Origin of the sequence: Azospirillum sp. BE72, from assembly GCF_031455875.1 — a bacterium.
GTDB lineage: Bacteria > Pseudomonadota > Alphaproteobacteria > Azospirillales > Azospirillaceae > Azospirillum.
Window position 1 is genome coordinate 996,533 of the sequence record NZ_JAVDTO010000002.1, and the last position, 25,711, is coordinate 1,022,243.

The 25,711-nt window shown below is 67.4% G+C and carries 27 protein-coding genes; 12 read left to right on the forward strand and 15 right to left on the reverse strand.

Annotated features, from left to right (window positions below):
- Positions 1 to 30: 30 nt before the first annotated feature.
- Entirely contained in the window at positions 31 to 795 is a 765-nt protein-coding gene (gene purC / locus J2Y49_RS10750; RefSeq protein WP_042697247.1) for a phosphoribosylaminoimidazolesuccinocarboxamide synthase, read from the reverse strand.
- Between the two features lie 343 nt (positions 796 to 1,138).
- Positions 1,139 to 1,912, reverse strand: coding sequence for an NRDE family protein (locus J2Y49_RS10755; RefSeq protein WP_310114845.1), 774 nt, complete (start codon positions 1,910 to 1,912; stop codon positions 1,139 to 1,141).
- Positions 1,913 to 2,088: 176 nt separating this feature from the next.
- On the opposite strand from J2Y49_RS10755, the gene J2Y49_RS10760 reads away from it, so the two are divergent.
- Complete coding sequence (locus J2Y49_RS10760) at positions 2,089 to 2,409, forward strand: DUF1476 domain-containing protein (protein WP_310114846.1); 321 nt, start codon at positions 2,089 to 2,091, stop codon at positions 2,407 to 2,409.
- A 59-nt stretch (positions 2,410 to 2,468) separates the two neighbouring features.
- Here the strand turns inward: J2Y49_RS10760 and J2Y49_RS10765 are convergent, their stop codons facing one another.
- Positions 2,469 to 3,335 carry an N-formylglutamate amidohydrolase gene (locus tag J2Y49_RS10765; RefSeq protein ID WP_310114847.1) on the reverse strand — a complete coding sequence of 289 codons (867 nt, stop codon included), beginning with the start codon at positions 3,333 to 3,335 and terminating at the stop codon, positions 2,469 to 2,471.
- A gap of 277 nt (positions 3,336 to 3,612) precedes the next feature.
- On the opposite strand from J2Y49_RS10765, the gene J2Y49_RS10770 reads away from it, so the two are divergent.
- Complete coding sequence (locus J2Y49_RS10770; protein WP_310114848.1) at positions 3,613 to 4,581, forward strand: succinylglutamate desuccinylase/aspartoacylase family protein; 969 nt, start codon at positions 3,613 to 3,615, stop codon at positions 4,579 to 4,581.
- A 30-nt stretch (positions 4,582 to 4,611) separates the two neighbouring features.
- Here the strand turns inward: J2Y49_RS10770 and J2Y49_RS10775 are convergent, their stop codons facing one another.
- Positions 4,612 to 5,136, reverse strand: a complete 525-nt coding sequence (locus J2Y49_RS10775; RefSeq protein ID WP_014246935.1) for a CreA family protein — start codon at positions 5,134 to 5,136, stop codon at positions 4,612 to 4,614.
- A 208-nt stretch (positions 5,137 to 5,344) separates the two neighbouring features.
- On the opposite strand from J2Y49_RS10775, the gene J2Y49_RS10780 reads away from it, so the two are divergent.
- Complete coding sequence (locus J2Y49_RS10780) at positions 5,345 to 6,421, forward strand: AI-2E family transporter (RefSeq protein WP_310114849.1); 1,077 nt, start codon at positions 5,345 to 5,347, stop codon at positions 6,419 to 6,421.
- A 204-nt stretch (positions 6,422 to 6,625) separates the two neighbouring features.
- Here J2Y49_RS10780 and J2Y49_RS10785 read toward each other — a convergent pair whose 3' ends face one another.
- On the reverse strand, positions 6,626 to 7,639 hold the full coding sequence (locus J2Y49_RS10785; RefSeq protein WP_310114850.1) for a DUF6352 family protein: 1,014 nt from the start codon (positions 7,637 to 7,639) through the stop codon (positions 6,626 to 6,628).
- 30 nt (positions 7,640 to 7,669) lie between these two features.
- Positions 7,670 to 8,704 (reverse strand): alpha/beta hydrolase, encoded by a 1,035-nt coding sequence (locus tag J2Y49_RS10790; RefSeq protein ID WP_310114851.1) that lies wholly within the window; start codon positions 8,702 to 8,704, stop codon positions 7,670 to 7,672.
- Between the two features lie 169 nt (positions 8,705 to 8,873).
- Between J2Y49_RS10790 and J2Y49_RS10795 the strand changes: the two genes are divergently transcribed.
- The 5 genes from J2Y49_RS10795 to J2Y49_RS10815 all read left to right on the forward strand — a co-directional run bounded on the left by J2Y49_RS10795 (position 8,874) and on the right by J2Y49_RS10815 (position 12,943).
- Positions 8,874 to 9,458 (forward strand): septal ring lytic transglycosylase RlpA family protein, encoded by a 585-nt coding sequence (locus J2Y49_RS10795; protein WP_310114853.1) that lies wholly within the window; start codon positions 8,874 to 8,876, stop codon positions 9,456 to 9,458.
- 465 nt (positions 9,459 to 9,923) lie between these two features.
- Positions 9,924 to 10,373 carry a MaoC family dehydratase gene (locus J2Y49_RS10800; protein WP_012973248.1) on the forward strand — a complete coding sequence of 150 codons (450 nt, stop codon included), beginning with the start codon at positions 9,924 to 9,926 and terminating at the stop codon, positions 10,371 to 10,373.
- 131 nt (positions 10,374 to 10,504) lie between these two features.
- Complete coding sequence (locus J2Y49_RS10805; protein ID WP_310114857.1) at positions 10,505 to 11,446, forward strand: bifunctional riboflavin kinase/FAD synthetase; 942 nt, start codon at positions 10,505 to 10,507, stop codon at positions 11,444 to 11,446.
- 15 nt (positions 11,447 to 11,461) lie between these two features.
- A complete protein-coding gene (locus J2Y49_RS10810) occupies positions 11,462 to 11,638 on the forward strand; it encodes a hypothetical protein (RefSeq protein ID WP_167562457.1) in 177 nt (58 codons plus the stop codon).
- A 102-nt stretch (positions 11,639 to 11,740) separates the two neighbouring features.
- Positions 11,741 to 12,943, forward strand: coding sequence for a multidrug effflux MFS transporter (locus J2Y49_RS10815; RefSeq protein ID WP_310114861.1), 1,203 nt, complete (start codon positions 11,741 to 11,743; stop codon positions 12,941 to 12,943).
- On the opposite strand, the gene J2Y49_RS10820 is transcribed toward J2Y49_RS10815, so the two are convergent.
- A complete protein-coding gene (locus J2Y49_RS10820) occupies positions 12,909 to 13,481 on the reverse strand; it encodes an MgtC/SapB family protein (protein WP_310114862.1) in 573 nt (190 codons plus the stop codon). The two genes, J2Y49_RS10815 and J2Y49_RS10820, sit on opposite strands and share 35 nt — an antisense overlap.
- A gap of 438 nt (positions 13,482 to 13,919) precedes the next feature.
- On the opposite strand from J2Y49_RS10820, the gene J2Y49_RS10825 reads away from it, so the two are divergent.
- Positions 13,920 to 15,056 carry a type III PLP-dependent enzyme gene (locus J2Y49_RS10825; protein ID WP_310114863.1) on the forward strand — a complete coding sequence of 379 codons (1,137 nt, stop codon included), beginning with the start codon at positions 13,920 to 13,922 and terminating at the stop codon, positions 15,054 to 15,056.
- Between the two features lie 211 nt (positions 15,057 to 15,267).
- On the opposite strand, the gene J2Y49_RS10830 is transcribed toward J2Y49_RS10825, so the two are convergent.
- Positions 15,268 to 15,480 carry a DUF1127 domain-containing protein gene (locus J2Y49_RS10830; RefSeq protein WP_310114864.1) on the reverse strand — a complete coding sequence of 71 codons (213 nt, stop codon included), beginning with the start codon at positions 15,478 to 15,480 and terminating at the stop codon, positions 15,268 to 15,270.
- A gap of 313 nt (positions 15,481 to 15,793) precedes the next feature.
- Here J2Y49_RS10830 and J2Y49_RS10835 point away from each other — a divergent pair, with 313 nt between their 5' ends.
- Complete coding sequence (locus J2Y49_RS10835) at positions 15,794 to 16,507, forward strand: HAD family hydrolase (protein WP_310114866.1); 714 nt, start codon at positions 15,794 to 15,796, stop codon at positions 16,505 to 16,507.
- Positions 16,508 to 16,519: 12 nt separating this feature from the next.
- Complete coding sequence (locus tag J2Y49_RS10840) at positions 16,520 to 16,870, forward strand: cupin domain-containing protein (protein WP_310114867.1); 351 nt, start codon at positions 16,520 to 16,522, stop codon at positions 16,868 to 16,870.
- A gap of 35 nt (positions 16,871 to 16,905) precedes the next feature.
- Here J2Y49_RS10840 and J2Y49_RS10845 read toward each other — a convergent pair whose 3' ends face one another.
- From J2Y49_RS10845 to J2Y49_RS10855, 3 genes are all read right to left on the reverse strand, one after another.
- Positions 16,906 to 17,139 carry a hypothetical protein gene (locus J2Y49_RS10845; protein ID WP_310114868.1) on the reverse strand — a complete coding sequence of 78 codons (234 nt, stop codon included), beginning with the start codon at positions 17,137 to 17,139 and terminating at the stop codon, positions 16,906 to 16,908.
- A gap of 119 nt (positions 17,140 to 17,258) precedes the next feature.
- Positions 17,259 to 18,761 carry a tripartite tricarboxylate transporter permease gene (locus J2Y49_RS10850; RefSeq protein ID WP_310114869.1) on the reverse strand — a complete coding sequence of 501 codons (1,503 nt, stop codon included), beginning with the start codon at positions 18,759 to 18,761 and terminating at the stop codon, positions 17,259 to 17,261.
- Entirely contained in the window at positions 18,758 to 19,234 is a 477-nt protein-coding gene (locus J2Y49_RS10855; RefSeq protein ID WP_310114870.1) for a tripartite tricarboxylate transporter TctB family protein, read from the reverse strand. Before J2Y49_RS10855 ends, J2Y49_RS10850 begins: the two co-directional genes overlap by 4 nt.
- A 353-nt stretch (positions 19,235 to 19,587) precedes the next feature.
- On the opposite strand from J2Y49_RS10855, the gene J2Y49_RS10860 reads away from it, so the two are divergent.
- Positions 19,588 to 20,595: a tripartite tricarboxylate transporter substrate binding protein gene (locus tag J2Y49_RS10860; protein WP_310114872.1), complete on the forward strand. Its 1,008-nt coding sequence runs from the start codon at positions 19,588 to 19,590 to the stop codon at positions 20,593 to 20,595.
- Between the two features lie 41 nt (positions 20,596 to 20,636).
- Here the strand turns inward: J2Y49_RS10860 and queC are convergent, their stop codons facing one another.
- The 4 genes from queC to J2Y49_RS10880 form a co-directional block, all read right to left on the reverse strand.
- Positions 20,637 to 21,377 carry a 7-cyano-7-deazaguanine synthase QueC gene (gene queC / locus J2Y49_RS10865; RefSeq protein WP_310114874.1) on the reverse strand — a complete coding sequence of 247 codons (741 nt, stop codon included), beginning with the start codon at positions 21,375 to 21,377 and terminating at the stop codon, positions 20,637 to 20,639.
- Between the two features lie 100 nt (positions 21,378 to 21,477).
- Positions 21,478 to 23,379 carry a PAS domain S-box protein gene (locus J2Y49_RS10870; protein WP_310114876.1) on the reverse strand — a complete coding sequence of 634 codons (1,902 nt, stop codon included), beginning with the start codon at positions 23,377 to 23,379 and terminating at the stop codon, positions 21,478 to 21,480.
- Between the two features lie 161 nt (positions 23,380 to 23,540).
- Positions 23,541 to 24,356, reverse strand: a complete 816-nt coding sequence (locus tag J2Y49_RS10875; RefSeq protein WP_310114877.1) for an alpha/beta hydrolase — start codon at positions 24,354 to 24,356, stop codon at positions 23,541 to 23,543.
- A 10-nt stretch (positions 24,357 to 24,366) separates the two neighbouring features.
- A complete protein-coding gene (locus tag J2Y49_RS10880; RefSeq protein ID WP_310114878.1) occupies positions 24,367 to 25,704 on the reverse strand; it encodes an O-acetylhomoserine aminocarboxypropyltransferase in 1,338 nt (445 codons plus the stop codon).
- Between the last annotated feature and the right edge of the window lie 7 nt (positions 25,705 to 25,711).

Sequence of the window (25,711 nt, forward strand, 5' to 3'; positions counted from 1 at the left end):
TTACGGTGTTGGTGGAGGGGTGGTTGCTGACTACTGAATGGTCTTGGGGCCCTTGACGTCGCTCGGCCCGCCTTCCGGCAGGATGCCGAGGCGCCGCGCGACCTCCTGATAGGCTTCCTCGACACGGCCCAGATCCTGGCGGAACCGGTCCTTGTCCAGCTTCTCGTTGGTCTTGACGTCCCACAGGCGGCAGTTGTCGGGGCTGATCTCGTCCGCCAGGACGATCCGCATCTCCTCGTTCTCCCACAGGCGGCCGAACTCCAGCTTGAAGTCCACCAGCTTGAGCCCAATGCCGAGGAAGAGGCCGGACAGATAGTCGTTCACGCGCAAGGACAGCGCGACCATGTCGTCGAGATCCTGCGGAGCCGCCCAGCCGAAGGCGGTGATGTGCTCCTCGGAGACCATCGGGTCGTTCAGTTCGTCCGACTTGTAGTAATACTCGATGATCGAGCGCGGCAGCGGCGTGCCTTCGGGAATACCGAAGCGGCGCGACAGGCTGCCGGCGGCGACGTTGCGGACGACGACCTCGATCGGGATGATCTCGACCTCGCGCACCAGCTGCTCGCGCATGTTCAAGCGGCGCATGAAATGCGTGGGCACGCCGATCTCGGACAGCCGGCTCATCAGATACTCGGAGATGCGGTTGTTCAGCACCCCCTTGCCGGTGATGACGCCCTTCTTCTGGTTGTTGAAGGCGGTGGCGTCGTCCTTGAAGTACTGCACCAGGGTGCCCGGCTCCGGCCCTTCGAAGAGTACCTTGGCCTTGCCTTCGTAGATGCGCCGGCGTCGTGTCATCGCGTGTTCGTCCAAATACGTAAGGACCGGTCAAGCGAGCTTGCCGGCCCAGGAATGTGCCCCAGTGATATAGCAAGCCGGGTGCACGAACACAACGACGGGGGCGGGAGGGCAGGATTGTGCGGTCGCCGATCCCGAAAGGCGCGGCGTCGGAGGCAAGATCTCCACGGATGTCACGGATTTGAACACGGATTTCACGGATGTGGCGTTCCGAAGCTGTGGACTGCCTGAAAAGCCGGAGCGTCCGCAAGATCAAAAAAACCGTGTAATCCGTGCCTAAATCCGTGACATCCGTGTCAATCTTGCCCCCCAATACGCAATTGACCCGGCAATCAACACTCTCTCACAGCTCCACCGGCGCATAGGGCACGGCATGGGGCCGGCCGGGGGCGAAGTGCCAGATGGGGTTCAGGTCCGGCCGCTCCACCCGCGGCACCGCCAGCAGCGAACTGGACGAGGTGCCGAAGCCGCTGGGCAGCAGGAAGTCCATGGCGCCGCGCTCATCCGGCGTGCCCTCCCAGATGCGGCTGCCCATCAGTTCCGGCCAGCCGCCCCAGGCGAAGGACTCCGCATCGGGGGCGTCGATGGCCGGCGGCGTGGCATGCTCGAACAGCGGGCGATAGAAGGCGGTGCGCGGGTCCTGCGGATCGTCCAGCTCGAAGGCGGTCAGCATGTGGACGCCGGCGGGGATCGACGACACCTCCGGCCGGTGGCGCGGGTTGGCGCCGCGGTGGACCACCAGAAAGGCGTCGCGGTTGTCGGCGATCACCAGGTTGAACGGGCGGTAGGCGCGGATGTCGAGATGGGCGAAGCTGCGCGCCGCATCGGCCGCGTCGGCATGGTCGAGCGCATCCAGCACCAGTTCGCCGCGCGACCGCTTGCCGGCCTCCGGCCCCAGCGTGCCGAAGCGGTTCAGGATGACCGCCACCACGCCTTCGTCGTTCAGCCCCATCCAGGAGCCGCCGGCCAGTTCGTCCAGCCCGGCAACCACGTTGGGCCGGTCGGGCCAATGGCGGGCCGGAGGCAGCCAGGGCCGCCCCGCCATCTCGTCACGGTTCCCGGCGACGACCAACGGCCAGGTTGCGTCGGGTCGCCGCAGGAGAATCACGCTGCACATGCCTTGCCCTGTCTGCTGTTGCGTCTTGTCGTGGGAGGCCGGGGGTATCCCGCCGCCTGTAGGAAACTCTGCAGAATATCCGGGGCTGCGACGCGGGGGAACGGTGACGGCGACCGTTTCCCGGCTATATAATCCTCGCAAATGGGAGTGAAACCAATAAAGGAGCGCAGGTCATCATGACGACCTTCGACGATCGCGAAAAGGCCTTCGAGACCAAGTTCCAACACGACGAGGACCTGCTCTTCCGCATCCGCGCGCGGCGCGACCGGCTGGCCGGCGAATGGGCCGCCGACCTGATGGGGCTGGCCGGGGCGGAGGCGGAAGCCTACGCCCGCGAGATCGTGGATACCGACATCGCCACGCTCGGACCGCACGACATCCGGGACAAGCTGTGCGCCGACCTGCACGCCCGCGGAGTCGACATCTCCGACCACCGCGTGGAAAAGCAGATGGCCCAGTTCCTGGACCTCGCGCGCCAGCAGGTGACGCAGGCCTGATCGGAAGGACCGTCCCGTCCCACGGACCCGCCGCCCGACCAAGGACGGCGGCGGGGTACCTATTCCGCTGCCCGGCGCAGGATGCGCTGGCCGGCATAATCGGCGATCCGGCCGATCAGCAGGTCGATGTCGCCCTTCAGCCGGGCGAACCCGTCGTGGCGCTCCAACGTCTCCTCGTTCATGTAGAGGCGCCGGTTGATCTCCAACTGGATCGAATGGCGGCCGCGTGACGGATCGCCGTAGCGCGCCAGCAGTTCCACGCCCTTGTATGGATCGTTGATCGCCACGCGGTAGCCGAAGCCGCGCAGGGTCTGCGCCACCAGATGGACGAACCCCGCCTCGCTGGTGGTGCCGTCGCGGTCGCCGATCACGAAATCCGCCGCCAGCGGGTCGCGCCCGTCCGGACGCAGCGACGACGGCATCGAATGGCAGTTGACGTGCCAGACCGCGCCGAACCGCTCCGCCAGCCCGTCCAGCGCCAGCCGCATCTGCGCGTGGTAGGGACGGTAATAGCGGTCGATGCGGTCGGCCACCGCCGCGGCCGGCAGTTTACCGTCATAGAGCGGCACCCCCGGCCGCAGCATGCTGCGGATCAGCCCCATCCCCAGCGTGCTGCGCTGGGTCGGGCGGAGCGGCTCCGGCCAGTCGCCGTCGATCAGCGCCGGGTCGATGTCGTCCACCGCACGGTTCACGTCGATGCAGGTGCGGGGGAACAAGGCGCACAGCAGGGTGGCGCCATGGTCGGGGGCCGTGGCGAACAGCTCCTCCACATGGGTGTCCTCGCCCTGGCGCAGCAGGGGATGCGGGCAGACCACCCGGAAATCGGCGGGGTAGACGCTGCCGCTGTGCGGCGAATCGAACAGAACCGGCAGGCGATAGCCCACCGGGTCGTTGCGGACAAGAACGTCATCGATAACGAAGCTCATCGACCGGCTCCGCCCAGACGCCAAGACAGTGATACCCGCAAGCTCGACCGCCGATTTCATTGATCCGGAGAATCCGATGAAACGGATCCGGCGGATCCTATAACCCAAGCGTCAAGCCACAGTCGACGGCAATCTGTCACGATCCTGCCATGCCGCAGCAACATCGCGCCACCCGCATCAGCCGAAAAAACCACGCTGCCGGCCCGCCCCGGACTGGCGCGGAGTCGCATGGTTCGCCATACTGAGCGAAGCGCCCCACCGCTGGCGAGCCTGCCGCTTGACCGACCCCCTCTTCGCTCCCGTCGAACTCTCGCCACCGGACATCGCGCCCTACCGGCGCGGCAACACCGGCATCGACCACGTCACCAGCCTGTCGGCGGAGGAGCCCGGGCCGCATGTGGTGCTGAACGCGCTCGTCCACGGCAACGAACTGGGCGGCGCCATCGCGCTGGATGCGCTGTTGCGGATGGGACTGCGGCCACGGCGCGGACGGCTGACCTTCGTTTTCGCCAACACCGCGGCCTACGCCACCTTCGACCGCCAGAACCCCTATGCCTCGCGCTATCTGGACGAGGACTTCAACCGGCTGTGGTCCCCCGACCATCTCGACGGCCGGCGCGACAGCGTGGAGCTGCGGCGCGCCCGCGTGCTGCGCCCGGTCTACGAATCGGCGGACCTGCTGCTCGACCTCCATTCCATGACCGCCGACACGGCGCCGCTGACCCTGTGCGGCCGCACCACGCGCGGGCGCGATTTGGCGCTCGGCCTCGGCTATCCGGCCTGGGTGGTGGCGGACGGCGGCCATGCCGGGGGGAAGCGGCTGATCGACTACGGCAGCTTCGCCGAGGCGGAGGGGTCGCGCACCGCGATCCTGGTCGAATGCGGCCAGCATTGGCGGACGGAGACCGCGACGGTCGCGCTGGAAAGTTGCCTGCGCCTGCTGCTCGGCCTGGAGATGATCGATCCCGACATGATCGGCCGGGCGGCAAACGGCCCGCGCCTGCGCCCGCGCACCGATCCGCAGCGGGTGGTCGAGGTCACCGACGCCGTCACCGCCACCAGCGAGCGCTTCCGCTTCACCGCCCCCTTCGTCGGCATGGAGCTGATCGGCCGCGCCGGCACCGTCATCGGCTGGGACGACGGCCGCGCCATCCTGACCCCCTATGACGACTGCGTCCTGATCATGCCGGCCCGCCGGGTGAAATCCGGCCAGACGGCGGTGCGTCTGGGCCGGATCGTGGGGTGAGGCCGGACTTTCGAGGCTTGGCCGACCCGCTCACTTCGCCGGCGGCTTGCCTTTCGTCCAGGTGGCGTTGGCGCTGAACAGGGGCACGGTCGAGATCGACATCTTGGCGGATGCGTCCTTCACCTGCCGGCTGTACACCACATAAACCAGCGTGTCGTTCGGCCGGTCGTAGATGCGACGGATGGCGATCGACTTGAAAATCAGGCTTTTCCGTTCGGAGAAGACCTCCTCCCCCTTCTGCGACAATTCGATGTCGCCGACGGTGACCGGCCCGGTCTGGCGGCAGGCGATGGAGGCGTTGGACGGGTCCTCGAACCAGTTGCCCTTGCTCAGCCGGTCGATCAGGCTGCGGTCGAAATCGACCAGATGGCAGGTGACTCCCTTCACGCCGGGATCCTCGATCGCCTGCACCTGAAGCCCGTTGCCGGTCCAGTCGTTGGAGAAGCGGCCGACCACCTCGTCCGCCGCCGCGGAACGGAGCGTGAGCCCGGCTGTCAGCAGGCCCAGAACCAAAAGGCCGGCGGAAACGTTCATCAGGGGAAACGGGCTGCGCATCGCGACTGGGTCTCCGGCAAGGACGGGCGGGACCGCAGGAAGCGCGGCCCGGAAAAACACTCCCCTAGATCGGAGGGTCCGGCGCCACCGTCAAGCGCCGTCCTTCGGAGGTCCGGCCACCGCGATGACAGACCGCAGCCCGCTCGCCTCGGCTTCCCCCGCATTTCCCCCCGCGCCCGAGGCCCCGCTTCCCGGCACGCCGGAGCCGGTGACCGAGCCCCTGCCCCCGCCCGGCCACCGCCGCGACCCGCTGACCATCGCCGCCGTCGGCCTGTTCGTGATCGCCGTGCTGTTCGCGCTGTATTTCGGACGCGAAGTCCTGCTGCCGATCATGCTGGCGCTGATCCTCAGCTTCCTGCTGCGGCCGCTGGTCCGCGCGCTCTACCGGATCGGCATTCCGGAAGGAATCGGCGCCGCCATCATGGTGATCACGCTGTTCGGCAGCGTGCTGCTGGGGGTCTACACCCTGTCGGCCCCGGCGGCGGAATGGGTGAACCGCATGCCGCGCGTCCTGCACGAGTTGGAGTTCAAGCTGGGCGACATCCGCGCCGGCATCGAACGGGCCCGCGAGGCCTCGCGCCAGATCGAGGAGATCGCCAAGGAGTCCGGCAACGAGGGCGGTCCGGTGCGCGAGGTGGTGCTGCGCGGTCCGTCGCTGATGGAACAGGCCGTCAGCCAGGTCGAAGCGGTGATCGTCAATGTCGTGATCCTGCAGGTCCTGCTGTATTTCTTCCTGGCGAGAGGCCGCCATTCGCTGGAGGCGCTGATCGGCACCATGCGCAATGTCGACGACCGCGTGCATTACGCCATGGTCGCGGCGACGCTGCAGCAGAACATCGCCGCCTATCTGCTGACCATCACCCTGATCAACGTGGTGCTGGGCGTCGCCACCGGCCTGATGATGTGGCTGTGGGGTCTGCCCAACCCGGCCCTGTGGGGGGTGCTGGTGGCGGTGGCCAACTACATCCCCTTCATCGGCCCGGCGGTGATGACCGGAGTCCTGTTTCTGGTGTCGGTCCTGACCTTCGACGGTCTCGGCACCATCCTGCTGCCGCCCTTGTCCTTCGTGGCGCTTACCACGATCGAGGGCAACTTCCTGACGCCGATGATCGTCGGTCGGCGGCTGTCGCTGAACCCCATCGCGGTGTTCGTGTCGATCCTGTTCTGGGGCTGGCTGTGGGGCATACCCGGCGCGCTGCTGGCCGTGCCGATCCTGGCGATCCTGAAGATCCTGTTCGACGCGCACGAGCCGCTGAAGCCGGTGGGGGCTTTGCTGGGGGGGTGAGGGTGTCGGCTTCGATTGCCCCCACCCTCCCGCTTTGCGTGGTCCCTCCCTCCCCCGCTTCGCGGGAGAGGGCGGATTCGCATAGCGGCGGCAGTCCCTCCCCCACCCAGCTCTCGCACAAAGCTCTGCTTTGTGCTGACGCGACAGGCGGACCGCAGGTCCGCTGAGAGCGGGGGAGGATAGGTGGGGGTCTAACTTCGCCTCTCACGCCACCGAAGCCAGCGGCAAATTCACCAGCAGGTTCTGCGGCTTCAGCTTCAGCCGCCGCCCTTCCGTCATCGCCAGTCCCAGATAGACCGGCCGGCCGGCGAGGTCGGGGCGCATGGCGGCGGGGTCGGCGAAGTCTAGGCGGAACAGGGCGAGGATGCGGGCCAGCCGGTCCTCTTCCACCTCCACCCCGTTGTAGAGGTCGTTGAGGATCGCCGTGGCGGCGCTGTCGAGCCCGACATGCCAGACCCAGCGGTCGTCGCGGATGTTCTGCACCGGCTGAATGCTGACCGTCACGCCGAGGAAATGCCCAACCCAGGCCTCCAGCACACGGGCCAGCGCGTCCAGACCGGCGGCGGCGAAGGTGATGTCCAGCACGGTGTCGTGCCGGGCGTCGCGGCCCCAGTAGAGCGGGTGGTTGGTCTCGTCCAGGATGTCGAGATCGACGCTGCGCGGGGCGGTTCCGGCCTCCACCACCAGCCGGCCCAGCGAACCGAAGCCACCGGACGCCGCCATGGTCTCCACCGTCTCGGCATCGGCGACGCGGACGCGGCCGTCGTCGACCGACACCGTCTGTTCGCGGAAGAACAGCTCGCCGGCACGGGCGCGCAGGCCCGACGGGGTCTCGTCCAGGATGCCGCGCAGGATGGCATGCACCAGCTGGTCGATGAACAGGCCGGGCACGCCGCGGGCGCCCTCGCGGAACAGGCGGATGTAGCAGCCCTCCAGCGTCCCGGCGGCCAGCAGCCGGTCGCGGAAGGCCAGCCAGACCTGGAAGTTCTCCCGCGCATCCGGATCGGCGATGGCGTCGAGCAGCGGGGCCGGCACCGTCCGCGCCGGATCGTCCAGCAAGGCGGCGTGCAGCGTGCGCTCGGCGTCGCAAGCCTCCTCCGGCGGGCGCATCTCGGGCCGGAGCAGATAGGCGCGCAGGAAATCGGGCGTCACCGCCAGATGGTTGTCGGCGTCGCGGGTCAACAGGTGGAAGCCGGACGCCGTCCAGAAATCGGTCATGCTGAGGGGCACCTCTGGTCCTGAAGGCGCCTATCCGACGACAGAGCCACCGGACGACGCAAGTGTCTTGTGGCCGGTCGCCGGATCGAGGGTCCTGTCGAGGAAGTCGTCGATGTCCGCCCACACCCGGTCGCGGATGGCGTCGCATTCCATCAGCAGCTCGTGCTTCGCCCCGGGATACTCGACAACATGGGCGTTGCCGAGCCGGGCGGCCACCTCGCGGTGAAGCTCGGCCCGGACCACCCGGTCGTCGGGCGCGCTCAGCAGCAGGACCGGCGTGCGCACCCGTTCCAGCGGCAGGCCGCCATGGCGCAGCGCATCCTCCGCGTCCAGCGCCGCCGCCACCCAGGCGAAGCTGACGCCGCCGACGCGCAGCTCCGGCCGGTCGGCATAGGGGGTGTGGAAGGCGGCGTAGCGCCGCGGATCGGCGGTGATCTTGTTGTCCGGCCGGAAGATGCCCTCCGCCGGGTCGTAATCGCCCTGCCACAGCGCATAGCGGGCGCCGCATCCGCAGGCGAGCCCCAGGGAGGCCAGCGCCCGCGCCAGCCGGCGCGGCAGCGGTCCGGTGTGGATGGCGTACATCGGCGCTGCCAGCAGCACGGCGGCATAGCGGCCGGGATCGTCGCCGGCATGGCGGGCCAGCGCCAGCGTCGCCACGAGGCCACCCATGGAATGCGCCAGCAGGATCAGCGGCCCGCCGGTCTCCGCGGCGACGGGCGCCGCCACCTGCCGGTACACGCAGTCGAGGTCGTCGACCAGCAGCGCGAAATCCGTCAGGTGGTGGATTTGCCGGTTGGCCAGCGGCCGGTCCGACAGGCCCTGGTTGCGCCAGTCGACCGCCACCACGCGAAAGCCGCGGGCCGTCAATGCGTTTGCGGTCTCCGCATATTTCTCGATGAACTCGGCGCGGCCGGTCAGCACCAGCGCCGTGCCGCGGCCCCCCACCGGCTTCGGCCAGACGGCGACGCGCAGCCGCGCCCCGTCGGTCGTCGCGACAGACCGCATCTCCACATGGCTCAGGTCCGGCATTCCTCCGGTTACAGTCCAAGCGGAATCGTCGGCCATGCTTTCTCCCCTGAGCGTTGTGATGATTATCGGAAGAGCGCCCATGCGGACCACCCACTCCGAATTCGCCAAGATATTCGAAACCGGAAATAGTAGCGATGTCTTGCATGCGGTCCGTGAGGGAACTCTTTTCCTTGCAGGGCGTTGGTGCGCCGTTGGAGGTGTACCGATGAAGACAATGCGAAACATCATCCTGGCGCTTGCCGCCACGACCCTGAGCGGGACCGCCGTCCCGGTTCTGGCGAACGAGAAGGCCAAGGTTCCGCCCGTGCATGTCGAGCATGAGGATGGCGAGGAAGTCCTCGTCCACAAGGGGGAAGCATCCTTCTACAGCCAGAAGTTCCACGGCCGCACCACTGCCAGCGGCGAGCCGATGAACCAGAACAAGTCGACCGCGGCGTCGCGCACGCTGCCGCTCGGCTCCAAGGCCACGGTCACGAACGAGGAGAACGGCAAGAGCGTCGACGTCATCGTCAACGACCGCGGCCCCTATGTCGATGGCCGGGTGATCGACCTGTCACGCTCCGCCGCCAAGAAGCTGGACATGATCGAGGACGGGACCGCCCCGGTGACGGTGGAGGTCAAGCCTTCCGAGCAGCCGACCGACACCGCCCGCGACAAGGTGGAGGAAAAGGTCGACCAGCTCACCCCCGACCGGCAGGTGGCGGACCGCGAGAACCGCCGCGGCGAAGGCAGCGGCAATAGTGGCGGCACCGGCAGCGACACAGTGTCGCAGTCCGGTTCGGGCAAGTAATGTTGCGGCGCGGCGAAGACGCTTCCCGATTCGCCGCGCCGGCCCCCTGACTTTTATTGCGCTGCCAAGCCAACAGTCACCGAACAGTCAATGGGTTGAAAGGAAACGGACTTTGCCACTGCGGCGCGGGGTGGTGCCCAACAGTCCCGACAATGCTCGCGGCAAAGCGCCATGGGCGGTAGGATTTTTCGTTAAGCTGTTGATTGAACACCGCTTCTGCCGCTCTACCTCAATTGTGAAGTAATCCGGCTGCACAAGGCGCTCTTCCATTACCGGGAAGCCTGCCACGGAAAGCGGCCGTTTTGGCCGCGGTCTTGTGCGGAACGTTAGAGATTTTTTTGCATTTTTGGAGGAGACGTGGTGCCATTCCCATCGCTGCGGTGCACATGACGCATCGCAGCGAACGGCGCGGCGCCAGTGCGTCAGACGCCGGAACAGGCACCGAGAGAAAGAGGAATTGCTGCGATGGACGACGTGCGTCAGGTCCGCAAGGATACCGAAGGCTACTGCATCGAAGACCTGTCCGTCGGCATGACGGCAAGCTTCGCCAAGACGGTGACGGAAGCCGACATCGTCCTGTTCGCAGGCATCTCCGGCGACACCAACCCGGTCCACATCAACCAGGAATACGCCGCCACCACCATGTTCCAGGGCCGCATCGCCCACGGCATGCTGACGGTCGGCTTCATCTCGGCCGTGCTGGGCACCAAGCTGCCGGGGCCGGGTTGCATCTACATGAGCCAGACGCTGAAGTTCAAGGCGCCGGTCCGCGCCGGCGACACCGTCACCGCCCGCGCCACCATCACCGAGCTGATCCCGGAAAAGCGCCGCTGCGTCATCAAGACGGTCTGCACCGTCGGCGAGACCGTGGTGGTGGAAGGCGAAGCGTTGCTGATGGTGCCGTCGCGCGGCTGATTTTTCGACGCCCGACCGCTGCCTTCCGGCGCCAGGACACCGCCGGCGCGTTTACCCCGCGCCGGCGTCGGTCTATATAGACGCCCGAGCAAGCGGGCCCGCCGGGGTCCGCCCACAGCACCGGGGCGCGCATGCGACTGTACAGACACACCGCCGACCTGCCGGCCGAAGAGCGGGGCGCCGTCGTGGCGCTCGGCAATTTCGACGGCGTGCACCGCGGACATCAGACGGTCATCGGCACCGCCCAGCGCCTTGCGGCGGAGATGGGCGCGCCATCGGCCGTGGTCACTTTCGAACCGCACCCGCGCAGCGTCTTCCGTCCCGACGACCCGCCCTTCCGCCTGACGCCCTTCCGCGTCAAGACCCGGCATATCGAGGCGCTGGGAGTCGACCAGCTGATCGTCTGCCATTTCGACGACAGCTTCCGCCACAAGACCGCGCAGGCCTTCGTCGATGAAATCCTGATCGGCGGGCTGGGCGTCCGGCATGTCGTCTGCGGCTATGATTTCCTGTTCGGGCACAAACGGTCCGGCGACCCGGCCTTCCTGCTGCGCGCCGGCCGCGCCCAGGGCTTCGGCGTGACCGAGGTCGGTCCGGTGTCCGACACGGAGGGCGGGGTCTATTCCTCCACCCGCGTGCGCGACGCGCTGGTCGCAGGCCGCCCCCGCGAGGCCACCCATGTGCTGGGCCATCCCTGGGAGATCGAGGGACGCGTCGTCCACGGCGACCAGCGCGGCCGCACCATCGGCTTCCCCACCGCCAACATCGAACTGGGCGAGTATCTGCGCCCGGCCTTCGGCGTCTATGCGGTGCGCGCCGGCATCGACCGCGGCGGCGAGACCGTCTGGCTGCCCGGCGTCGCCAATCTCGGTGCCCGCCCCACCGTGGACGGCACGGTTGCCCGGCTGGAGGCCCATCTGTTCGACGTCGACCTGGACCTGTACGACCTGCATCTGCGGGTGCAGATGGTCGATTTCCTGCGGCCGGAGATGAAGTTCCCCAGCTTCGACGCGCTGAAGGACCAGATCGTTCAGGATGCCGCCGCCGCCCGCGCGGTGCTGGCCGCCGGCTGACGGGAGGGGCAAGCCATGGAACGGGTTCTGATGCTGCTGTTCATCCTGAACCAGGGCGGCCCGACCACGCTGGAATTCGCCAGCATGGAGCAATGCAAGGCGGCCGAGCCGGTCGTCATCCAGAACTACCGCGAGATGACCGGCAACACGGTGCTGTCGCGCTGCATCCGCATGGTGCTGCCGGCGAAGTGAGGGAGCAGGTCTGCAGGGCTGCGATCGGCGCTGGCGGGGATGGTTTCGTCTGATACAGTGCGGCCCCGTCCTCGCTTTCCCGCCGCGGTGCCCGCCCCTGCCATGCCCCGTCCAGATTCTCTGTCGATCCGCGTCCTGCTGACCGCACTGGTCGCCTTCGGCCCGCTGTCCACCGACCTCTACCTGCCGTCGCTGCCGACGCTGGTCCGGGTGTTCGACACCGATGTCGTCACGGTGCAGATGACGCTGTCGATCTTTCTGATCGGCTTCGCGGTGTCGCAGCTGGTCTATGGCCCGATGTCCGACCGGTTCGGGCGGCGCCCCACCCTGCTGGTCGGGGTAACGATCTATCTGGTGGCCAGCGCCGTCTGCGCCATGACCACCAGCATCGAGGGGCTGATCGCCGCCCGTTTCTTCCAGGCGCTGGGGGCCTGCTGCGGGCCGGTGGTGGCAAGGGCGGTGGTGCGCGACGTCTTCGGCCGCGACCGGGCGGCGACGGTGCTGGCCTACATGTCGATGGCGATGGCGCTGGCACCGGCGGTGGGGCCGATGCTGGGCGGCGTGCTGACGGAGTGGTTCGGCTGGCGCGCCAACTTTGCTCTGCTGACCGTCTTCGCCTGCGGCATCCTGGCGGCGGTGTGGTCGATGCTGGGCGAGACCAACGCCCACCGCGACGAGGAGGCGCTGCGGCCCAGCAGGTTGGCCGCCAACTACCTGCTTCTGCTGCGCAACCGCGGCTTCGTCGGCTATGTGCTGGTGGTCGCCTTTTCCTACAGCGGCATCTTCTCCTTCATCTCGGGCTCGTCCTTCGTGCTGATCGACCGGCTGCACCTGACCCCGGCGCAGTATGGCGCCAGCTTCGGCGCGGTGGTGCTGGGCTATATGCTTGGCACCTTCCTGGCCGGCCGGCTGACGCCGCGGCTGGGCGGCGCCCGCATGATCCGCATCGGCACGCTGCTGTCGCTCGGCGGCGGAGTCGTGGGCGGTCTGCTGGCGCTGGCCGGGGTCCTGCACCTGCTGGCCATCGTCGTGCCGGTCTTCCTGTTCATCCTGGGCACCGGGCTGACCCTGCCCAACGCCACCGCGAACGCGGTCGGCCCATACGCCACAATGGCCGGGCTCGCCTCCTCCCTGCTGGGCTTCGCGCAGATGACCATCGCCGCCGCCATCGGCATCGTCGTCGGCCATATGAGCGACGGCAGCGCCCTGCCGATGATGGGGGCGATCGGGCTGGTGGGGCTGGGCGCGCTGCTGGCGCACCGGCTGCTGGTCATCCCCGCGACGCAGGGCGGGCGATCCGCCTGATCCGGCCCGGCGGGCGGGCGGCACGGCGCCGCTCCCGCGTCTTGCGGTCGTCGTCGGCCCTGCCGCCGCCTTCGTCCTCCTTGCCGAACTGCGGGAAGCGGTCCATCAGGACGGTAAACAGGATCGTCACCATCAGGCACAGGCCCAGCGCCATCCCCGCCAGCAGGTAGTATCCGGCACCGCAGGCGATGCCCAGCCCGCCCGCCACCCAGATCACCGCAGCGGTGGTCGCCCCGCGCACGCTGTCGCCGGAGCGGAACATGACCCCGGCGCTGATGAAGCCGACCGCCTGGGCCACGCCCTGGATGACGCGCACCGGATCGCTTGGCCGCTCGTCGCCGCTGGCGTGCAGCCCGACATAGAACTCCAGCGCCACCAGAGTCGTCAGGGCGCAGCTGATGGATATCAGCGTATGCGTGCGCAAACCCGCCGCCTTGCCGCGCATTTCCCGGTCAAGTCCAAGCAGCGCCCCGCAAAAGGCTGCAGCCAGCAGCCGCAACCCGATCTCCTCTACCGTCAGAACCGTAGTCAAGCCCATGAAATCACTCCGGTTTTTTGGCCCCTCAAACGGTCTGCCACTTTTTTGGGGCACGCGGCATTTTTCACTTTGCAATCGATCGCGTTGGATCTATGTAACGCGAACTCGCAAGCGCACGTGCCGCTGGCCCGCCCCTCGGCGTCTCCGAGATGTGGTTATGCAACGACGTAACGCGTGATCCCCGACCGTCCCTTAAACAAGGCGGCGACTTGGAGGTTACGATGGTTGATGTTGTTGTGGGTGGGCGCGTGCTCACCCGTCTCCGAAATCTGCCGCTCCTGGACCATACGGACAGAACAGGGTTCTGTACGGGGCAATCCAGTATTGGCGGCCTGAGCGCCTGATCAGCTTTTTCAGTTGCTGATCGGCCCGCCCGGCCGCTCCCTCCCCCCGACTTCACCCTTTCCGTTCCATCATCTTGCGTCCCAGGAGACTGAGATGACCCAGAAGATTGCGCGCTTTTTCGAAGAGCAGCGCCCGCAGACCCCTTGCCTCGTCATCGATCTGGATGTCGTCGAGCAGAACTACAACGATCTGCACGATGCCCTGCCCGACGCCCGCATCTTCTATGCGGTGAAGGCGAACCCGGCCGCGGAAATCCTCAGCCTGCTGGCCCGTCTCGGCTCCGCCTTCGACTGCGCCTCGGTCCCGGAAATCCAGATGGCGCTGGCCGCCGGCGCCACCCCGGAGCGCATCTCCTTCGGCAACACCATCAAGAAGGAAAGCGACATCCGCCGCGCCTATGAGCTGGGCGTGCGCCTGTTCGCCTTCGACAGCGAGCCGGAACTGGAGAAGATCGAGCGTGCCGCCCCCGGCGCCCGCGTCTTCTGCCGCATCCTGACTTCGGGCGAGGGCGCCGAATGGCCGCTGTCGCGCAAGTTCGGCTGCGACCTGACGATGGCGCGCGAGCTGCTGCTGAAGGCCCGCGACATGGACGTGCAGCCCTATGGCGTGTCCTTCCATGTCGGCTCGCAGCAGAAGGACCTGATGCAGTGGGACCATGCCATCTTCCAGGTGGCGCAGCTGTTCCGCGAGCTTGAGGTGCTGGGCGTCGACCTCGGCATGATCAACCTGGGCGGCGGCTTCCCCACCCGCTACCGCACCGACGTGCCGGAATGCACCGCCTACGGCCAGGCGATCTTCGACTCGCTGCGCAATCACTTCGGCAACCACCTGCCGGAAACCATCGTGGAGCCGGGCCGCGGCATGGTCGGCAGCGCCGGCATCATCGAGAGCGAAGTGGTCCTGGTGTCGCGCAAGTCGGCCGAGGATCCCAAGCGCTGGGTCTATCTGGACATCGGCAAGTTCGGCGGTCTGGCCGAGACTATGGACGAGGCGATCCAGTATCCGATCGAGGTCCTGGGCGACGAGCAGAACGAGGACCGCGAGGCCGTGATCCTGGCCGGCCCGACCTGCGACAGCGCCGACGTGCTGTATGAGCGTGCCGACTACAAGATGCCGATGGGACTGAAGTCGGGCGACCGCGTGCGCATCCACGCCACCGGCGCCTACACCACGACCTACTCGGCCGTCTGCTTCAACGGCTTCGAGCCGCTCAAGCATTACTGCATCTGAGGAGGCGGGGCAGCGCTCTGCCCTTCCCCAAGTCGGTCCAAGAAAAAGCCCGCCTGCCGGATCGATCCGGGGGCGGGCTTTTCTTTTCCTGCCGGCTATTTTTTGAGCAGCCCATCTGTTGGGCAGCCAGAACAACGGACAAAGAAAAAGGCCGCTTCCGATCAACGGAAGCGGCCTTTTCCGGTGCGTTCGCCGGCCGGCGTGCAGGCGCTCATTCGCGCCAGAACGGCTTCGACATCTCACGCTCGGCATCCAGACGGCTGAAGCCGATGTCCTGGAGCATACGGTCGTCCAGATAGCCCAGTTCGCGGCGGGTCACGACGCGCTGGCGCCACAGGCCCAGCAGGTTCGAGGCGACCTCGACGATATGACCGAAGGTGGAGGTGGCGTGGCCGGTCTCGGCCGAATGCAGAAGGGTTGCCATGATAGAGATTCCTGAGATGTCTTGTTATGGAGGGTCCGCCGGTCGGCGATCACGTCCTCCTTGTGTGGAAATATAATTACGCTCCTTTGAGCCATGTTGCCACCCCCGGCGGCAACATGCCCGCTTTGCAGGCAGCGAAGAACTCGCCATGGAATGTCACCGATCTGTGGCAAAATCGTCATTCCGGATACTTACGGTTTGGTAGACGGACAATAATGGACCCCCGCACCTTCCTACCCTGGACAAGACCGGCCGACTTGGGTCATGTATTGTTTTACTTACGGATCAATCGAGCGAACCTGCGGACAGGCATATGAGCGGCATCCATATCCCCGGCGGCCAGACCTTCGACACCATCGGGTTCGATGGCGACGACACGCTGTGGCACAATGAATCCTTGTTTTCGATGACGCAGGACCGTTTCCGCACCCTGTTGGCCCATGCCGCCGACCCGACCGATCTCGACCGCCGCCTGCTGGAGGCGGAGCGGGCCAATCTCCGGGTCTATGGCTACGGCATCAAGGGCTTCGTCCTGTCGATGTTGGAGACGGCGATCGCGGTCACCGACGGCAAGGTCGCCGCCCGCGACCTGCAGAGCCTGATCGACTTCGGCAAGGCGATGCTGGACCACCCGGTGGAACTGCTGCCCGGCGTGGCGGAGGTGGTGGAGGCGCTGGCGTCCCGCTACCGGCTGGTCCTGATCACCAAGGGCGACCTGTTCGACCAGGAAAGCAAGATCGCCCGCTCCGGCCTGTCGGAGCTGTTTCATGCGGTGGAGATCGTCAGCGAGAAGGACCCGGCGACCTACCGGCGGGTGATGGACCGCCACGGCATCGACCCGGCGCGTTTCCTGATGGTCGGCAACTCGGTGCGGTCGGATATCCTGCCGGTGCTGGCGACCGGCGCCCATGCCGTCCACATCCCCTATGCCATCACCTGGGCCCATGAGGAAGCCGAGGTTCCGGACGAGCATTACCGCAGGCTGGAATCCATGCGCGACCTGCCCGCGCTATTGTCGGACTGGTGAGGAGTCTCAGCGATGACCCTGCTTCCCTTGCCCGACCTGGACGGCACCACCCCCGAAACCGGCGGCCCGGCGGCTGACCGCATCCTGTCCGGTGCCCCCGTCTTCACCACCTGGAACGATTACGAATCGGCCGACGGCAAGCGGTTCGCCGGAACATGGCGGTCGACGCCGGGTTCCTGGCGCATCGTCTATGACGAGTGGGAGTATTGCGAAATCCTGGAGGGCGAAAGCGTCGTCGCCCATGACGATGGCCGGTCCTGGACCTTGAAGGCGGGGGACCGCTTCGTCATCGAACCGGGGTTCCAAGGCAGTTGGACCGTGGTCGCGACCACGACCAAACGCTATGTGGTGGTCCTGCCCTGAACGGGCCGCTCAGCCGCCCCGGTCAGCCGCCCTGGTCACCCGGTGAGTTCGACCGAGTTCTGGGCAGCGCCGTGGCTGATGATGGTGACGGCCTTGCGCCCGATCTCCACCGCCAGCACGCCGAGCACGAGGACGGAGGCGACGAGCATCAGGCGGGCAACGTCACGGGTCAGCGCACGTTTGCGGGCGTTGGCCCGGCGATGCTCGCGGATCACCGCGCGCATAGCGCCGCCGGTGAGTCGACGTCCGAACCAAGCATTGGCGGCCATGATGCGCTCCCATCATCCCGAACAAGTACAAGAGCATTTATATAAAATTTTATCTTATTCGGCAAGAACCGAATCCCGCGGTGTAACGCCCCAGGACCCGGTTCCGGGTAAGGCCAGCCCTATTCCTTGAAAGCCACCTCGCGCTGGCGGCGGAAGGCCGGCAGTAGGATGAGTGCCAGCAATCCAACGGCCACCGCCATCAGGCCGGCGCTGATCGGGCGGGTGACGAAGACGGTCAGGTCGCCCTGGGACAGCAGCATGGCGCGGCTGAGGTTCTCCTCCAGCAAGGGACCGAGGACGAAGCCAAGCAGCAGCGGCGCCGGCTCGCACTCCAGCTTCTTCAGCACATAGCCGAACACGCCGAATCCGGCCATCAGCAGCACGTCGAACACGTCGTTCTTCAGGCTGTAGGTGCCGATGCAGCAGAAGACCAGGATGGCCGGGAACAGATAGGCATAGGGCACGCGTAGAAGCCGGACCCAAAGCCCGATCAGCGGCAGGTTCAGCACCACCAGCATGACGTTCCCGACCAGCATGCTGGCGATCATGCCCCAGAACAGGTCCGGCTGCTTGGTCATGATCTGCGGTCCCGGCGTGATGCCGTGGATCATCATGGCGCCGACCATCAGCGCCATCACCGCGTTCGACGGGATGCCGAGGCTCAGCATCGGAATGAAGCTGGCCTGGGCGCCGGCATTGTTCGCGGCCTCCGGTCCGGCGACGCCCTGGATGGCGCCCTTGCCGAAGGCGGAGGGATCGCGCGCCACCTTCTTTTCCAGCGCGTAGGAGGAAAAGGCGCTGAGCGTCGCCCCGCCACCCGGCAGGATTCCCAGCAAGGCGCCCAACGCCGTGCCGCGCACCGCCGCCGGCCAGGCATCCTTGAAGTCCTGCAGCGACGGCCACAGCCGGTGGACCGGGGACGGATCTATACCGCGGCCTTCCGTCTCTTCCAGGTTGATGATGATGTCGGCAAGGCCGAACAGCCCCATCGCCAGTGGCACGAAGTCCAGTCCGTCATAGAGTTGCGGAATGTCGAAGGTGAAGCGCATCTGGCCGGAATTGACATCAGTCCCGACCATCGACAGCAGCAGCCCGACCAGGATCATCGCCACCGCCTTCACCACCGACCCATGGGCCAGCGTCACCGCGCCGATCAGGCCGACCAGCATCAGCGCCACATATTCCGACGGACCGAAGGCCAGCGCCATCCCGGCCAGAGGCGGACCGGCCAGCGCGATGACCAGGGTGGTGGCGCAGCCCGCAAACAGCGACGAAAGCGCCGCCGTGGCCAGCGCGACACCGCCGCGACCCTGCCGCGCCATGGCGTTGCCGTCCAGGCAGGTCATGACCGAGGAGGATTCGCCGGGCAGCTTCACCAGGATGGCTGTGGTCGATCCGCCATACTGGGCGCCATAGAAGATGCCGGCCAGCATGATCAGCGCCCCCACCGGCGGCAGATAGAAGGTGATCGGCAACAGCAGGGCCACCGTCGCCGTCGGCCCCAGACCGGGCAGCACGCCGATCAGCGTGCCGATCAAGGCGCCGAGGAAGCAATAGACCAGGTTCATCGGCTCGACCGACACACCCAGCCCGAGCCAGAGATTGGCGAGGACGTCCATCATGGCCAGATCTGGAGCGGCAGGCCCAGTCCCCAGGAAAAGATGGCGATGCAACTGGTGGCCAGCGTGGCCCACAGGGCCGTGAAGGGGCCGGGACGCAGCGGCCGCCCGGCCAATCCGCCGATGCCGATCAGCGCCAGGATGGCGAGCACCAGACCCAGCCTGTCGAGCAGAGCCGCGAAGGCGATCACGGCGATGGTGATGGCGATCGACGGCCTCCACGCCCAGGCCAGCGTCGCCGGCCGCTGCGCCGTCAGTCCGCGCAGCATGGTCGCCAGCCCAACCGCCAGCAGGAAGTAGCAGACGAGCCGCGGGAAGAACCCGGCCTGCATCATGGCCAGCGACCCCGCCTCCCAGCCGCGCGCCAGCCAGAGCCCGCCGAGGGCGAGGACGCTGAGCAGCAGCCCGGCCGCAAGATCCTGGGGCGATCTTAGCCGGGATGCGGCCGACCGGGGCGATCTCAGGGTATGTGTCATTGGATGGATGTGTCCGCTCTCTCAGCCATGCGATGGCGGAAGGGCCGGCGCCGCTTCCGCTTCATCGGGGAATGCGGCCCGCGCTCCTGGGGACAAGGCGAAAAGCCGCCAATCCGGCCACCGACGCCATCCCCGCCGGTTGCATTATCTCCGGACGATACCTCCCAGTCGAGAGCGTTCTTGCCGGTCTCAGCCGTTAGGGAGAGAATTTCCCGAGAAAACTCAAGACATTTTTCATCAGATTTGCGGCATATCACCCTTTATGGTATGTACTGACCTTCTACATACACGCGCAATGAACGGGTAACTCCGGTTTGACCGGGAGCGGAGCCCGAAGGATCGGACGACGAACGATGACAGCAGCGATTCTCCCCCCGCGCATGGCCGGCGGCCGTGCAGCGTCTTTCCTGGTTGCGGCGTTCGCGACCCTGATGCTGTGGCTTGCGGGCTCCCCCGCGACGGTGCAGGCCGCCTATCCCGAGAAGCCGATCACCATGATCGTCGCCTATGGTGCCGGCGGCTCCACCGACGTCACCGCGCGAATGCTGGCACCCCATATCGAGCGCTATCTGGGCGGCGGGCGCATCGTCGTCCTGAACCGGCCGGGGGCCGGCGGCGAGATCGGCTTCGCCGCCATCGCCGATGCGGCGCCGGACGGTTACACGATCGGCTTCATCAACACGCCCAACCTGATCACCATCCCGATCGAGCGGCAGGCGCGCTATGGGCTGGACCGGCTGGACCCGCTGGTGAACATCGTCGACGATCCGGGCGTGATGACCGTCCGTGCCGACAGCCCGTTCCGGTCGGTCGCCGACGTGGTGGAATTCGCGAAGGGGAATCCTGGCGCACTCACCGTCGGCTCCACCGGCATCGGCTCCGACGACCATCTCGCCATGCTGTTGCTGGAACGGCAGGCCGGGGTGAAGCTGACCCATGTGCCGTTCGCCGGCAGCGCCGAGAATTACCGCGCGATGCTGGGCTCCCACATCAGGATCAGCGACCAGAATCTTGGCGAGGGGCTGCGCGGGGTCGCCGGAGGCGATCCCGTGCGCATGCTGGGGGTGATGAGCCGGGCGCGCTGGGACATGGCGCCGGACCTGCCGACCTTCCGCGAACAGGGCTATGCCATCGACATGGTGTCCATGCGCGGCATCGGCGCCCCGAAGGGTCTGCCGCCGGACATCCGCGGCACCCTGATCGAGGCGATCACCAAGGCGGCGATGGACCCGGAATTCCAGGCCAAAGCACGCGAGACCTTCCAGCCCCTCCGCATCATCGGCGCGGACGCCTTCGCCGCCGAGCTGAAGCAGCTGGACGGCGAGTTCCGCAGCTTGTGGACCGAAATGCCCTGGAAGTGATGCCTGAGAAATAACGGCCGCTTGCGAAACGACCTTTTCCGTTACGGTGCCGTTGCGGCAGCGTAACGGATCGGGTCGCTCATTCCGGCTTCGGCAAAGCCCTTCAGCCGCAACAAGCAGCTGTCGCAAGCGCCGCAGGACAGCCCTTCCGGCGTCGGATCGTAGCAGGAATGGGTGAGGCTGTAGTCCACCCCAAGCTCCAACCCGCGGCGGACGATCGCAGCCTTGTCCAGCGTCATCAGCGGCGCATGGATTTTGAAGCGGCTCTTCCCCTCCACCCCGGCCTTGGTGGCGAGGTTGGCCAGGGTTTCGAAGGCCGCGATGTATTCCGGGCGGCAGTCGGGATAGCCGGAATAATCCAGCGCGTTGACGCCGATGAACAGGTCGGACGCTCCCAGCGTTTCCGCCCAGGCCAGCGCGAAGGACAGGAAGACGGTGTTGCGCGCTGGCACATAGGTGACGGGAATGCCCTGCCCCAGATCGGCCTCCAGGTCTGCGGCGCTGCCGTGCTTGGGCACGTCGATGCTGTCGGTCAGGGCGGAGCCGCCGAAGGCGCGCAGATCGATGTCGGCGATCACATGCCGCTCCACCCCCATCGCCGCGACCACGCGCCGTGCCGCCTCCAACTCCACCGAATGGCGCTGTCCGTAGCGGAAGCTCAGGGCGTTGACGCGATAGCCCTCGGCCTTGGCGATGGCGAGCACCGTCGTCGAATCGAGGCCGCCGCTGACCAGCACCACGGCTTCCTTCGGCACCCCCATCGTCTTGTCCGGACCCGCCATCGCACACCCACCTCTGCAAAGCCGCCCGCCGTCACGGGCAAGGATGGCGACAGCTTTTGGCACATCCCGGCGCATCGGGCCAGAACGGGTGTCGCGGCGATCACATCATGCTCGCCAGCATGTCCTCGATGGTCATGACGCGCGACGTCGGCAGACGGACGGCTGCGGTGCAGCCCCGACCGGGTTCGCTGTGCAGCGTCAGGGTGCCGCCATGCGCCTCCACCAGACGCAAGGCGAGCGGCAGGCCGAGGCCGATCCCCTCGTATTGGCGGGTGGCGCTCTGTTCGACCTGAGCGAAGGGGGTCAGGGCGGTCGCAATCTCGTCCGCCCGCATGCCGATGCCATGGTCGCGCACAGCCAACTCCACCCAGCCGTCTGCGGCAGGCGCCATGGTCAGCGTAACCACGCCCTGCGGATGGCTGAACTTGATGGCGTTGGACAGCAGGTTGCACAGCGCCTGACGCAGGCGACGCGAGTCGCCCCGCATCGGCGGCAGATCGCCGTCGGCAGCGACCTCCACCGTCACGCCCTGGCGGTCGGCCTGGAACTCCAGGTCGGCCACCGCCTGGGCGGCGAGCGCCCACAGGTCGACCGGCTCCTCGGCCAGCGACAGCCCGCCGGCCTCGACACGTGCCATGTCGAGAATATCGTCGATGATGGCCAGCAGCTGCTCGCCGGCTTTCCTGATGGCGACGACGCAATCGCGCTGTTGCCCCTGACCACCGGCCGACGGCGCGTCCGACCGCGCCTCCAGCAGTTGGGAGAAGCCGATCACCGCGTTCAGCGGGGTGCGCAGTTCATGGCTCATGGTGGCGATGAAGGTCGATTTGGCACGGTCGGCTGCCTCGGCCGCTTCCTTGGCGGCCAGCAGTTCGGCCTCCGCCCGGCGCCGTTCGGTCACATCGCGCAGGATGGCGGTATAGATCCGGCGTCCCTCCACTTCGCTGGCGCTGACCGACAGTTCCACCGGAAACCGGGTTCCGTCGGCGCGTTCCGCCTCGGCGGCGCGGTCGCGGGCAACCAGGGCCGTTGTCTGGCCCGGCGCGAATTCCAGCCGGACGCCGCCCTCCTCCCGCAGATAGGCCAGCGGGATCAGCCGGTCGAGGGGCCGCCACAGCAGGTCCCCGGCCGGAACACCGAACATCGCCTCCGCCGCGCGGTTGAAGCCGAGCAGCATGCCGGCCTCGTCCACGGTGAGGATGGCTTCGGCGACCGTGTCGAGGATCGCCTCGTTGCGCGCTTCGGACAGGCGCAGGGCGTTGGCGGTGTGCAGATATTCGCTGACATCGGTGATGGTGGCGATGGTCCCGCCATCCTCCATCAGGATGCGCTGGCACAGCACCCGGCGGTCGGAGCCCTCCCCCTCCGGATCGTGGAAGCGGAAATCAGTCGGCGCCGGGTCCCATCCAACCTCGCTCCGCCACTCCGTGGCAACCCGCGCCCGGTCGTCGGGATGGACGGCCCCAAGCCAGCCGTCGCCGAGCAGCCGGTCGGACTCCAGCCCGGTGATGGCGGAAAGGCGGGCATTGGCGAACAGCACCTGACCGGCCGCATCGGCCTGAAGGATGCCGACCGGCGCCGCTTCCGCCAGCGTGCGATAACGCGCCTCGCTGGCGCGCAGCCGCTCCGACAGGGCGATGGCGTCGCTGACGTCGCGGACGGTCAGGACCAGCCCACCGATTTCCGGATCAGCCAGTTCGTTGCGAGCGGTCACCTCCAGCCAGTGCCAGCCGCCATCGGCATGGCGGAAGCGGAAGATCGAGCGGCCGCTGCTGCCGGCCGGGGCGGCGGCCCTGATCCGAAGCCGTTGCTGCGCCTCCTGCAGATCCTCGGGATGAATGTGCAGGTCCAGCGTGGCGCCGATGAGCGCCTGGGGAGGGTGACCCAGCACCTCCGCCGCCGCCTGGCCGCTCCGGAGAACGCGACCGTCCATCGACAGCACCGCGACCGCTCCGTCCGACATGCGGCTCTGGGCGTCGACCGACCGTTCGCCTGCCTGCAAGATGGCACCTCTGAACCGGCAATGATTGGTTGGGCCGGCTTGCCGCCGTTCACGATCCGGGACGGCAATCCGATCCTGCCGGTCAGAGTAGGCAGCAGACGATTAACGGGTTATGTCAGAAAAAATCGGGTTCGACCCTGATGATTTCGCGGGTGAAACCATCACCCCCGGCGCAAGGACAGGAAAGAGGTCAGCGCGTCCAGCACGGCGTCCGGCGCTTCGGTCATCACCATATGCCCAGTCTGGGGCAGGACGACGACCTGCGAGGACTTGACGCGCGCGGCCAGAGCACGCCCTGCTTTGGCCGGAGTCATCTTGTCCAGCGCACCCAGCAGGAACAGGGCGGGACAGGCGGCCGACGCCGCGGCATCCGCCCCCTGCCCGTATTCGTTGCAGGCCGCGAGATCGACCCCCAGAACGCCCGGCCGGACCGATGCCATCAGCCGGCGACCGCCGGGGATCAGCGCGAGGCCCGGTGTCGGGCAGCTGCCGCCCTGGGCGCCGCCATGGCCGCGCGGCCCATGGCCCCAGCCGATCACCATCTCGATGGCCGACTGTTCGCCGGCATGCGCGGCGGCCAGCAGGTCCGGATGCACCGGCATGCGTTCAGCCACGCCCAGCAGCGCCACCGCCTCCACCCGCGTGCCATGGCGGGCGGCGGCATCCAGCGCCACCAGCGCGCCCATGGAATGGCCGATCAGCGCCGCGCGCTCCAGCCCGGCGGCATCCAGCAGCGCGATCACCCAGTCGGCGATGGCGGCGATGCTGCCCAGCGGTTCCCCGCCGGAGCGGCCATGGCCCGGCAGATCGACCGCCAGGACCGAGCGGCCATGGTGGGCGAGATAGCGGCTTTGCAGGCTCCACACGCTGTGGTCCATGCCGGCGCCGTGGATCAGCACGATTGCGGGACGCGCGGGATCGATCTCCCGGCCGCCGGTGTGGACGAAGACGGGGGTTCCGTTGACGGTCAGCTGCATGGCGCGGCCCTCAGCCCTTGGTGGCGGCGCGCAGCGCCTGCTTCAGGTCGTCGATCAGGTCTTCGCAATCCTCCAGCCCGATGGACAGGCGGATCATGTCCTCCCCCACCCCGGCGGCGGCGAGCGCCTCCGCATCCAGCTGGGCGTGGGTGGTGCTGGCGGGATGGATGACCAGCGACTTGGCGTCGCCGACGTTGGCGAGGTGCGAGAACAGGGTCAGCGATTCGATGAAGCGGCGCCCCGCCTCGCGGCTGCCGCCCTCCCCGCCGCCTTGCCCGCTCCCGCGGATGCCGAAGGAGATGATCGAGCCGGCACCGTGCGGCAGCAGCCGGGAGGCCAGCGCATGGTCGGGATGGTCCACCAGTTCCGGGTAGGAAACCCAGGCGACGGCGCCCTTCTCGGCATTCAGCTCCCCTTCCAGGAAGCAGACGACCTTGCGGGCGTTGTGGATGTGGCACTTCATCCGCAGCGGCAGCGTTTCCACGCCCTGCAGGATCTGGAAGGCATTCATCGGGCTCATGCAGGCGCCGAAATCGCGCAGGCCCTCGGCACGGGCGCGGGCGATGAAGGCCGCCGGGCCGTATTCCTCGGCGAAATCGATGCCGTGATAGCCGGCATAGGGCTCGGTCAGGGTCGGGAACTTGCCGGACGCCTCCCAATCGAACCGGCCGCCGTCGATCACCACGCCGCCGATGGCGGTGCCGTGCCCGCTCAGCCACTTGGTGCAGGAATGCATGACGATGTCGGCGCCATGCTCGAACGGGCGGCAGAGATAGGGGGTGGTGAAGGTCGAATCGATCATCAGCGGGATGCCGGCCTCGTGCGCGATGGCCGCGACCTTCGGCACGTCCAGCACCTCCAGCCCCGGATTGCCCAGCACCTCGCCGAAGACCAGCCGAGTTTCCGCACGGATCGCCGCGCGGATGCCGTCGAGGTCGCGCGGATGGACGAAGGTGGTGGTGATGCCGAAGCGCGGCAGCGTGTAGGCCAGCAGGTTGCGGCTGCCGCCATAGATGGAGGAGGAGGCGACGATGTGCCCACCCGCTCCCATCAGCGTCATGATCGCCAGGGTCATGGCGGCCTGACCGCTTGCGGTGCAGACGGCGCCCACCCCGCCTTCCAGCGTCGCCAAGCGCTCTTCCAGCACCGCGACGGTGGGGTTGGAGATGCGCGAATAGATGTGGCCCGGCCGTTCCAGGTTGAACAGGGCCGCCGCCTGATCGACGTCGCTGAAGACGTAGGAGGAGGTCAGGTGGATCGGAACCGCCCGCGCCCCGGTCGCCGGATCGGGCCGCTGCCCCGCATGAAGACTCTGCGTATCGAACTTCAGGAACTTGGCGCCGGCCATGCTCCTC

What these genes read in the sequence shown, in the direction of transcription:
- J2Y49_RS10855 (WP_310114870.1), bottom strand. Translation starts at nt 19,234, where the DNA reads ATGACACATACCCTGAGATCGCCCCGGTCGGCCGCATCCCGGCTAAGA.
- queC (WP_310114874.1), bottom strand. Translation starts at nt 21,377, where the DNA reads ATGGCGGGTCCGGACAAGACGATGGGGGTGCCGAAGGAAGCCGTGGTG.
- J2Y49_RS10755 (WP_310114845.1), bottom strand. Translation starts at nt 1,912, where the DNA reads ATGTGCAGCGTGATTCTCCTGCGGCGACCCGACGCAACCTGGCCGTTG.
- J2Y49_RS10815 (WP_310114861.1), top strand. Translation starts at nt 11,741, where the DNA reads ATGCCCCGTCCAGATTCTCTGTCGATCCGCGTCCTGCTGACCGCACTG.
- J2Y49_RS10835 (WP_310114866.1), top strand. Translation starts at nt 15,794, where the DNA reads ATGAGCGGCATCCATATCCCCGGCGGCCAGACCTTCGACACCATCGGG.
- J2Y49_RS10860 (WP_310114872.1), top strand. Translation starts at nt 19,588, where the DNA reads ATGACAGCAGCGATTCTCCCCCCGCGCATGGCCGGCGGCCGTGCAGCG.
- J2Y49_RS10765 (WP_310114847.1), bottom strand. Translation starts at nt 3,335, where the DNA reads ATGAGCTTCGTTATCGATGACGTTCTTGTCCGCAACGACCCGGTGGGC.
- J2Y49_RS10880 (WP_310114878.1), bottom strand. Translation starts at nt 25,704, where the DNA reads ATGGCCGGCGCCAAGTTCCTGAAGTTCGATACGCAGAGTCTTCATGCG.
- J2Y49_RS10810 (WP_167562457.1), top strand. Translation starts at nt 11,462, where the DNA reads ATGGAACGGGTTCTGATGCTGCTGTTCATCCTGAACCAGGGCGGCCCG.
- J2Y49_RS10875 (WP_310114877.1), bottom strand. Translation starts at nt 24,356, where the DNA reads ATGCAGCTGACCGTCAACGGAACCCCCGTCTTCGTCCACACCGGCGGC.
- J2Y49_RS10845 (WP_310114868.1), bottom strand. Translation starts at nt 17,139, where the DNA reads ATGGCCGCCAATGCTTGGTTCGGACGTCGACTCACCGGCGGCGCTATG.
- J2Y49_RS10805 (WP_310114857.1), top strand. Translation starts at nt 10,505, where the DNA reads ATGCGACTGTACAGACACACCGCCGACCTGCCGGCCGAAGAGCGGGGC.
- J2Y49_RS10850 (WP_310114869.1), bottom strand. Translation starts at nt 18,761, where the DNA reads ATGATGGACGTCCTCGCCAATCTCTGGCTCGGGCTGGGTGTGTCGGTC.
- J2Y49_RS10795 (WP_310114853.1), top strand. Translation starts at nt 8,874, where the DNA reads ATGAAGACAATGCGAAACATCATCCTGGCGCTTGCCGCCACGACCCTG.
- J2Y49_RS10760 (WP_310114846.1), top strand. Translation starts at nt 2,089, where the DNA reads ATGACGACCTTCGACGATCGCGAAAAGGCCTTCGAGACCAAGTTCCAA.
- J2Y49_RS10785 (WP_310114850.1), bottom strand. Translation starts at nt 7,639, where the DNA reads ATGACCGATTTCTGGACGGCGTCCGGCTTCCACCTGTTGACCCGCGAC.
- J2Y49_RS10825 (WP_310114863.1), top strand. Translation starts at nt 13,920, where the DNA reads ATGACCCAGAAGATTGCGCGCTTTTTCGAAGAGCAGCGCCCGCAGACC.
- J2Y49_RS10820 (WP_310114862.1), bottom strand. Translation starts at nt 13,481, where the DNA reads ATGGGCTTGACTACGGTTCTGACGGTAGAGGAGATCGGGTTGCGGCTG.
- J2Y49_RS10830 (WP_310114864.1), bottom strand. Translation starts at nt 15,480, where the DNA reads ATGGCAACCCTTCTGCATTCGGCCGAGACCGGCCACGCCACCTCCACC.
- J2Y49_RS10840 (WP_310114867.1), top strand. Translation starts at nt 16,520, where the DNA reads ATGACCCTGCTTCCCTTGCCCGACCTGGACGGCACCACCCCCGAAACC.
- J2Y49_RS10800 (WP_012973248.1), top strand. Translation starts at nt 9,924, where the DNA reads ATGGACGACGTGCGTCAGGTCCGCAAGGATACCGAAGGCTACTGCATC.
- J2Y49_RS10790 (WP_310114851.1), bottom strand. Translation starts at nt 8,704, where the DNA reads ATGGCCGACGATTCCGCTTGGACTGTAACCGGAGGAATGCCGGACCTG.
- J2Y49_RS10775 (WP_014246935.1), bottom strand. Translation starts at nt 5,136, where the DNA reads ATGCGCAGCCCGTTTCCCCTGATGAACGTTTCCGCCGGCCTTTTGGTT.
- purC (WP_042697247.1), bottom strand. Translation starts at nt 795, where the DNA reads ATGACACGACGCCGGCGCATCTACGAAGGCAAGGCCAAGGTACTCTTC.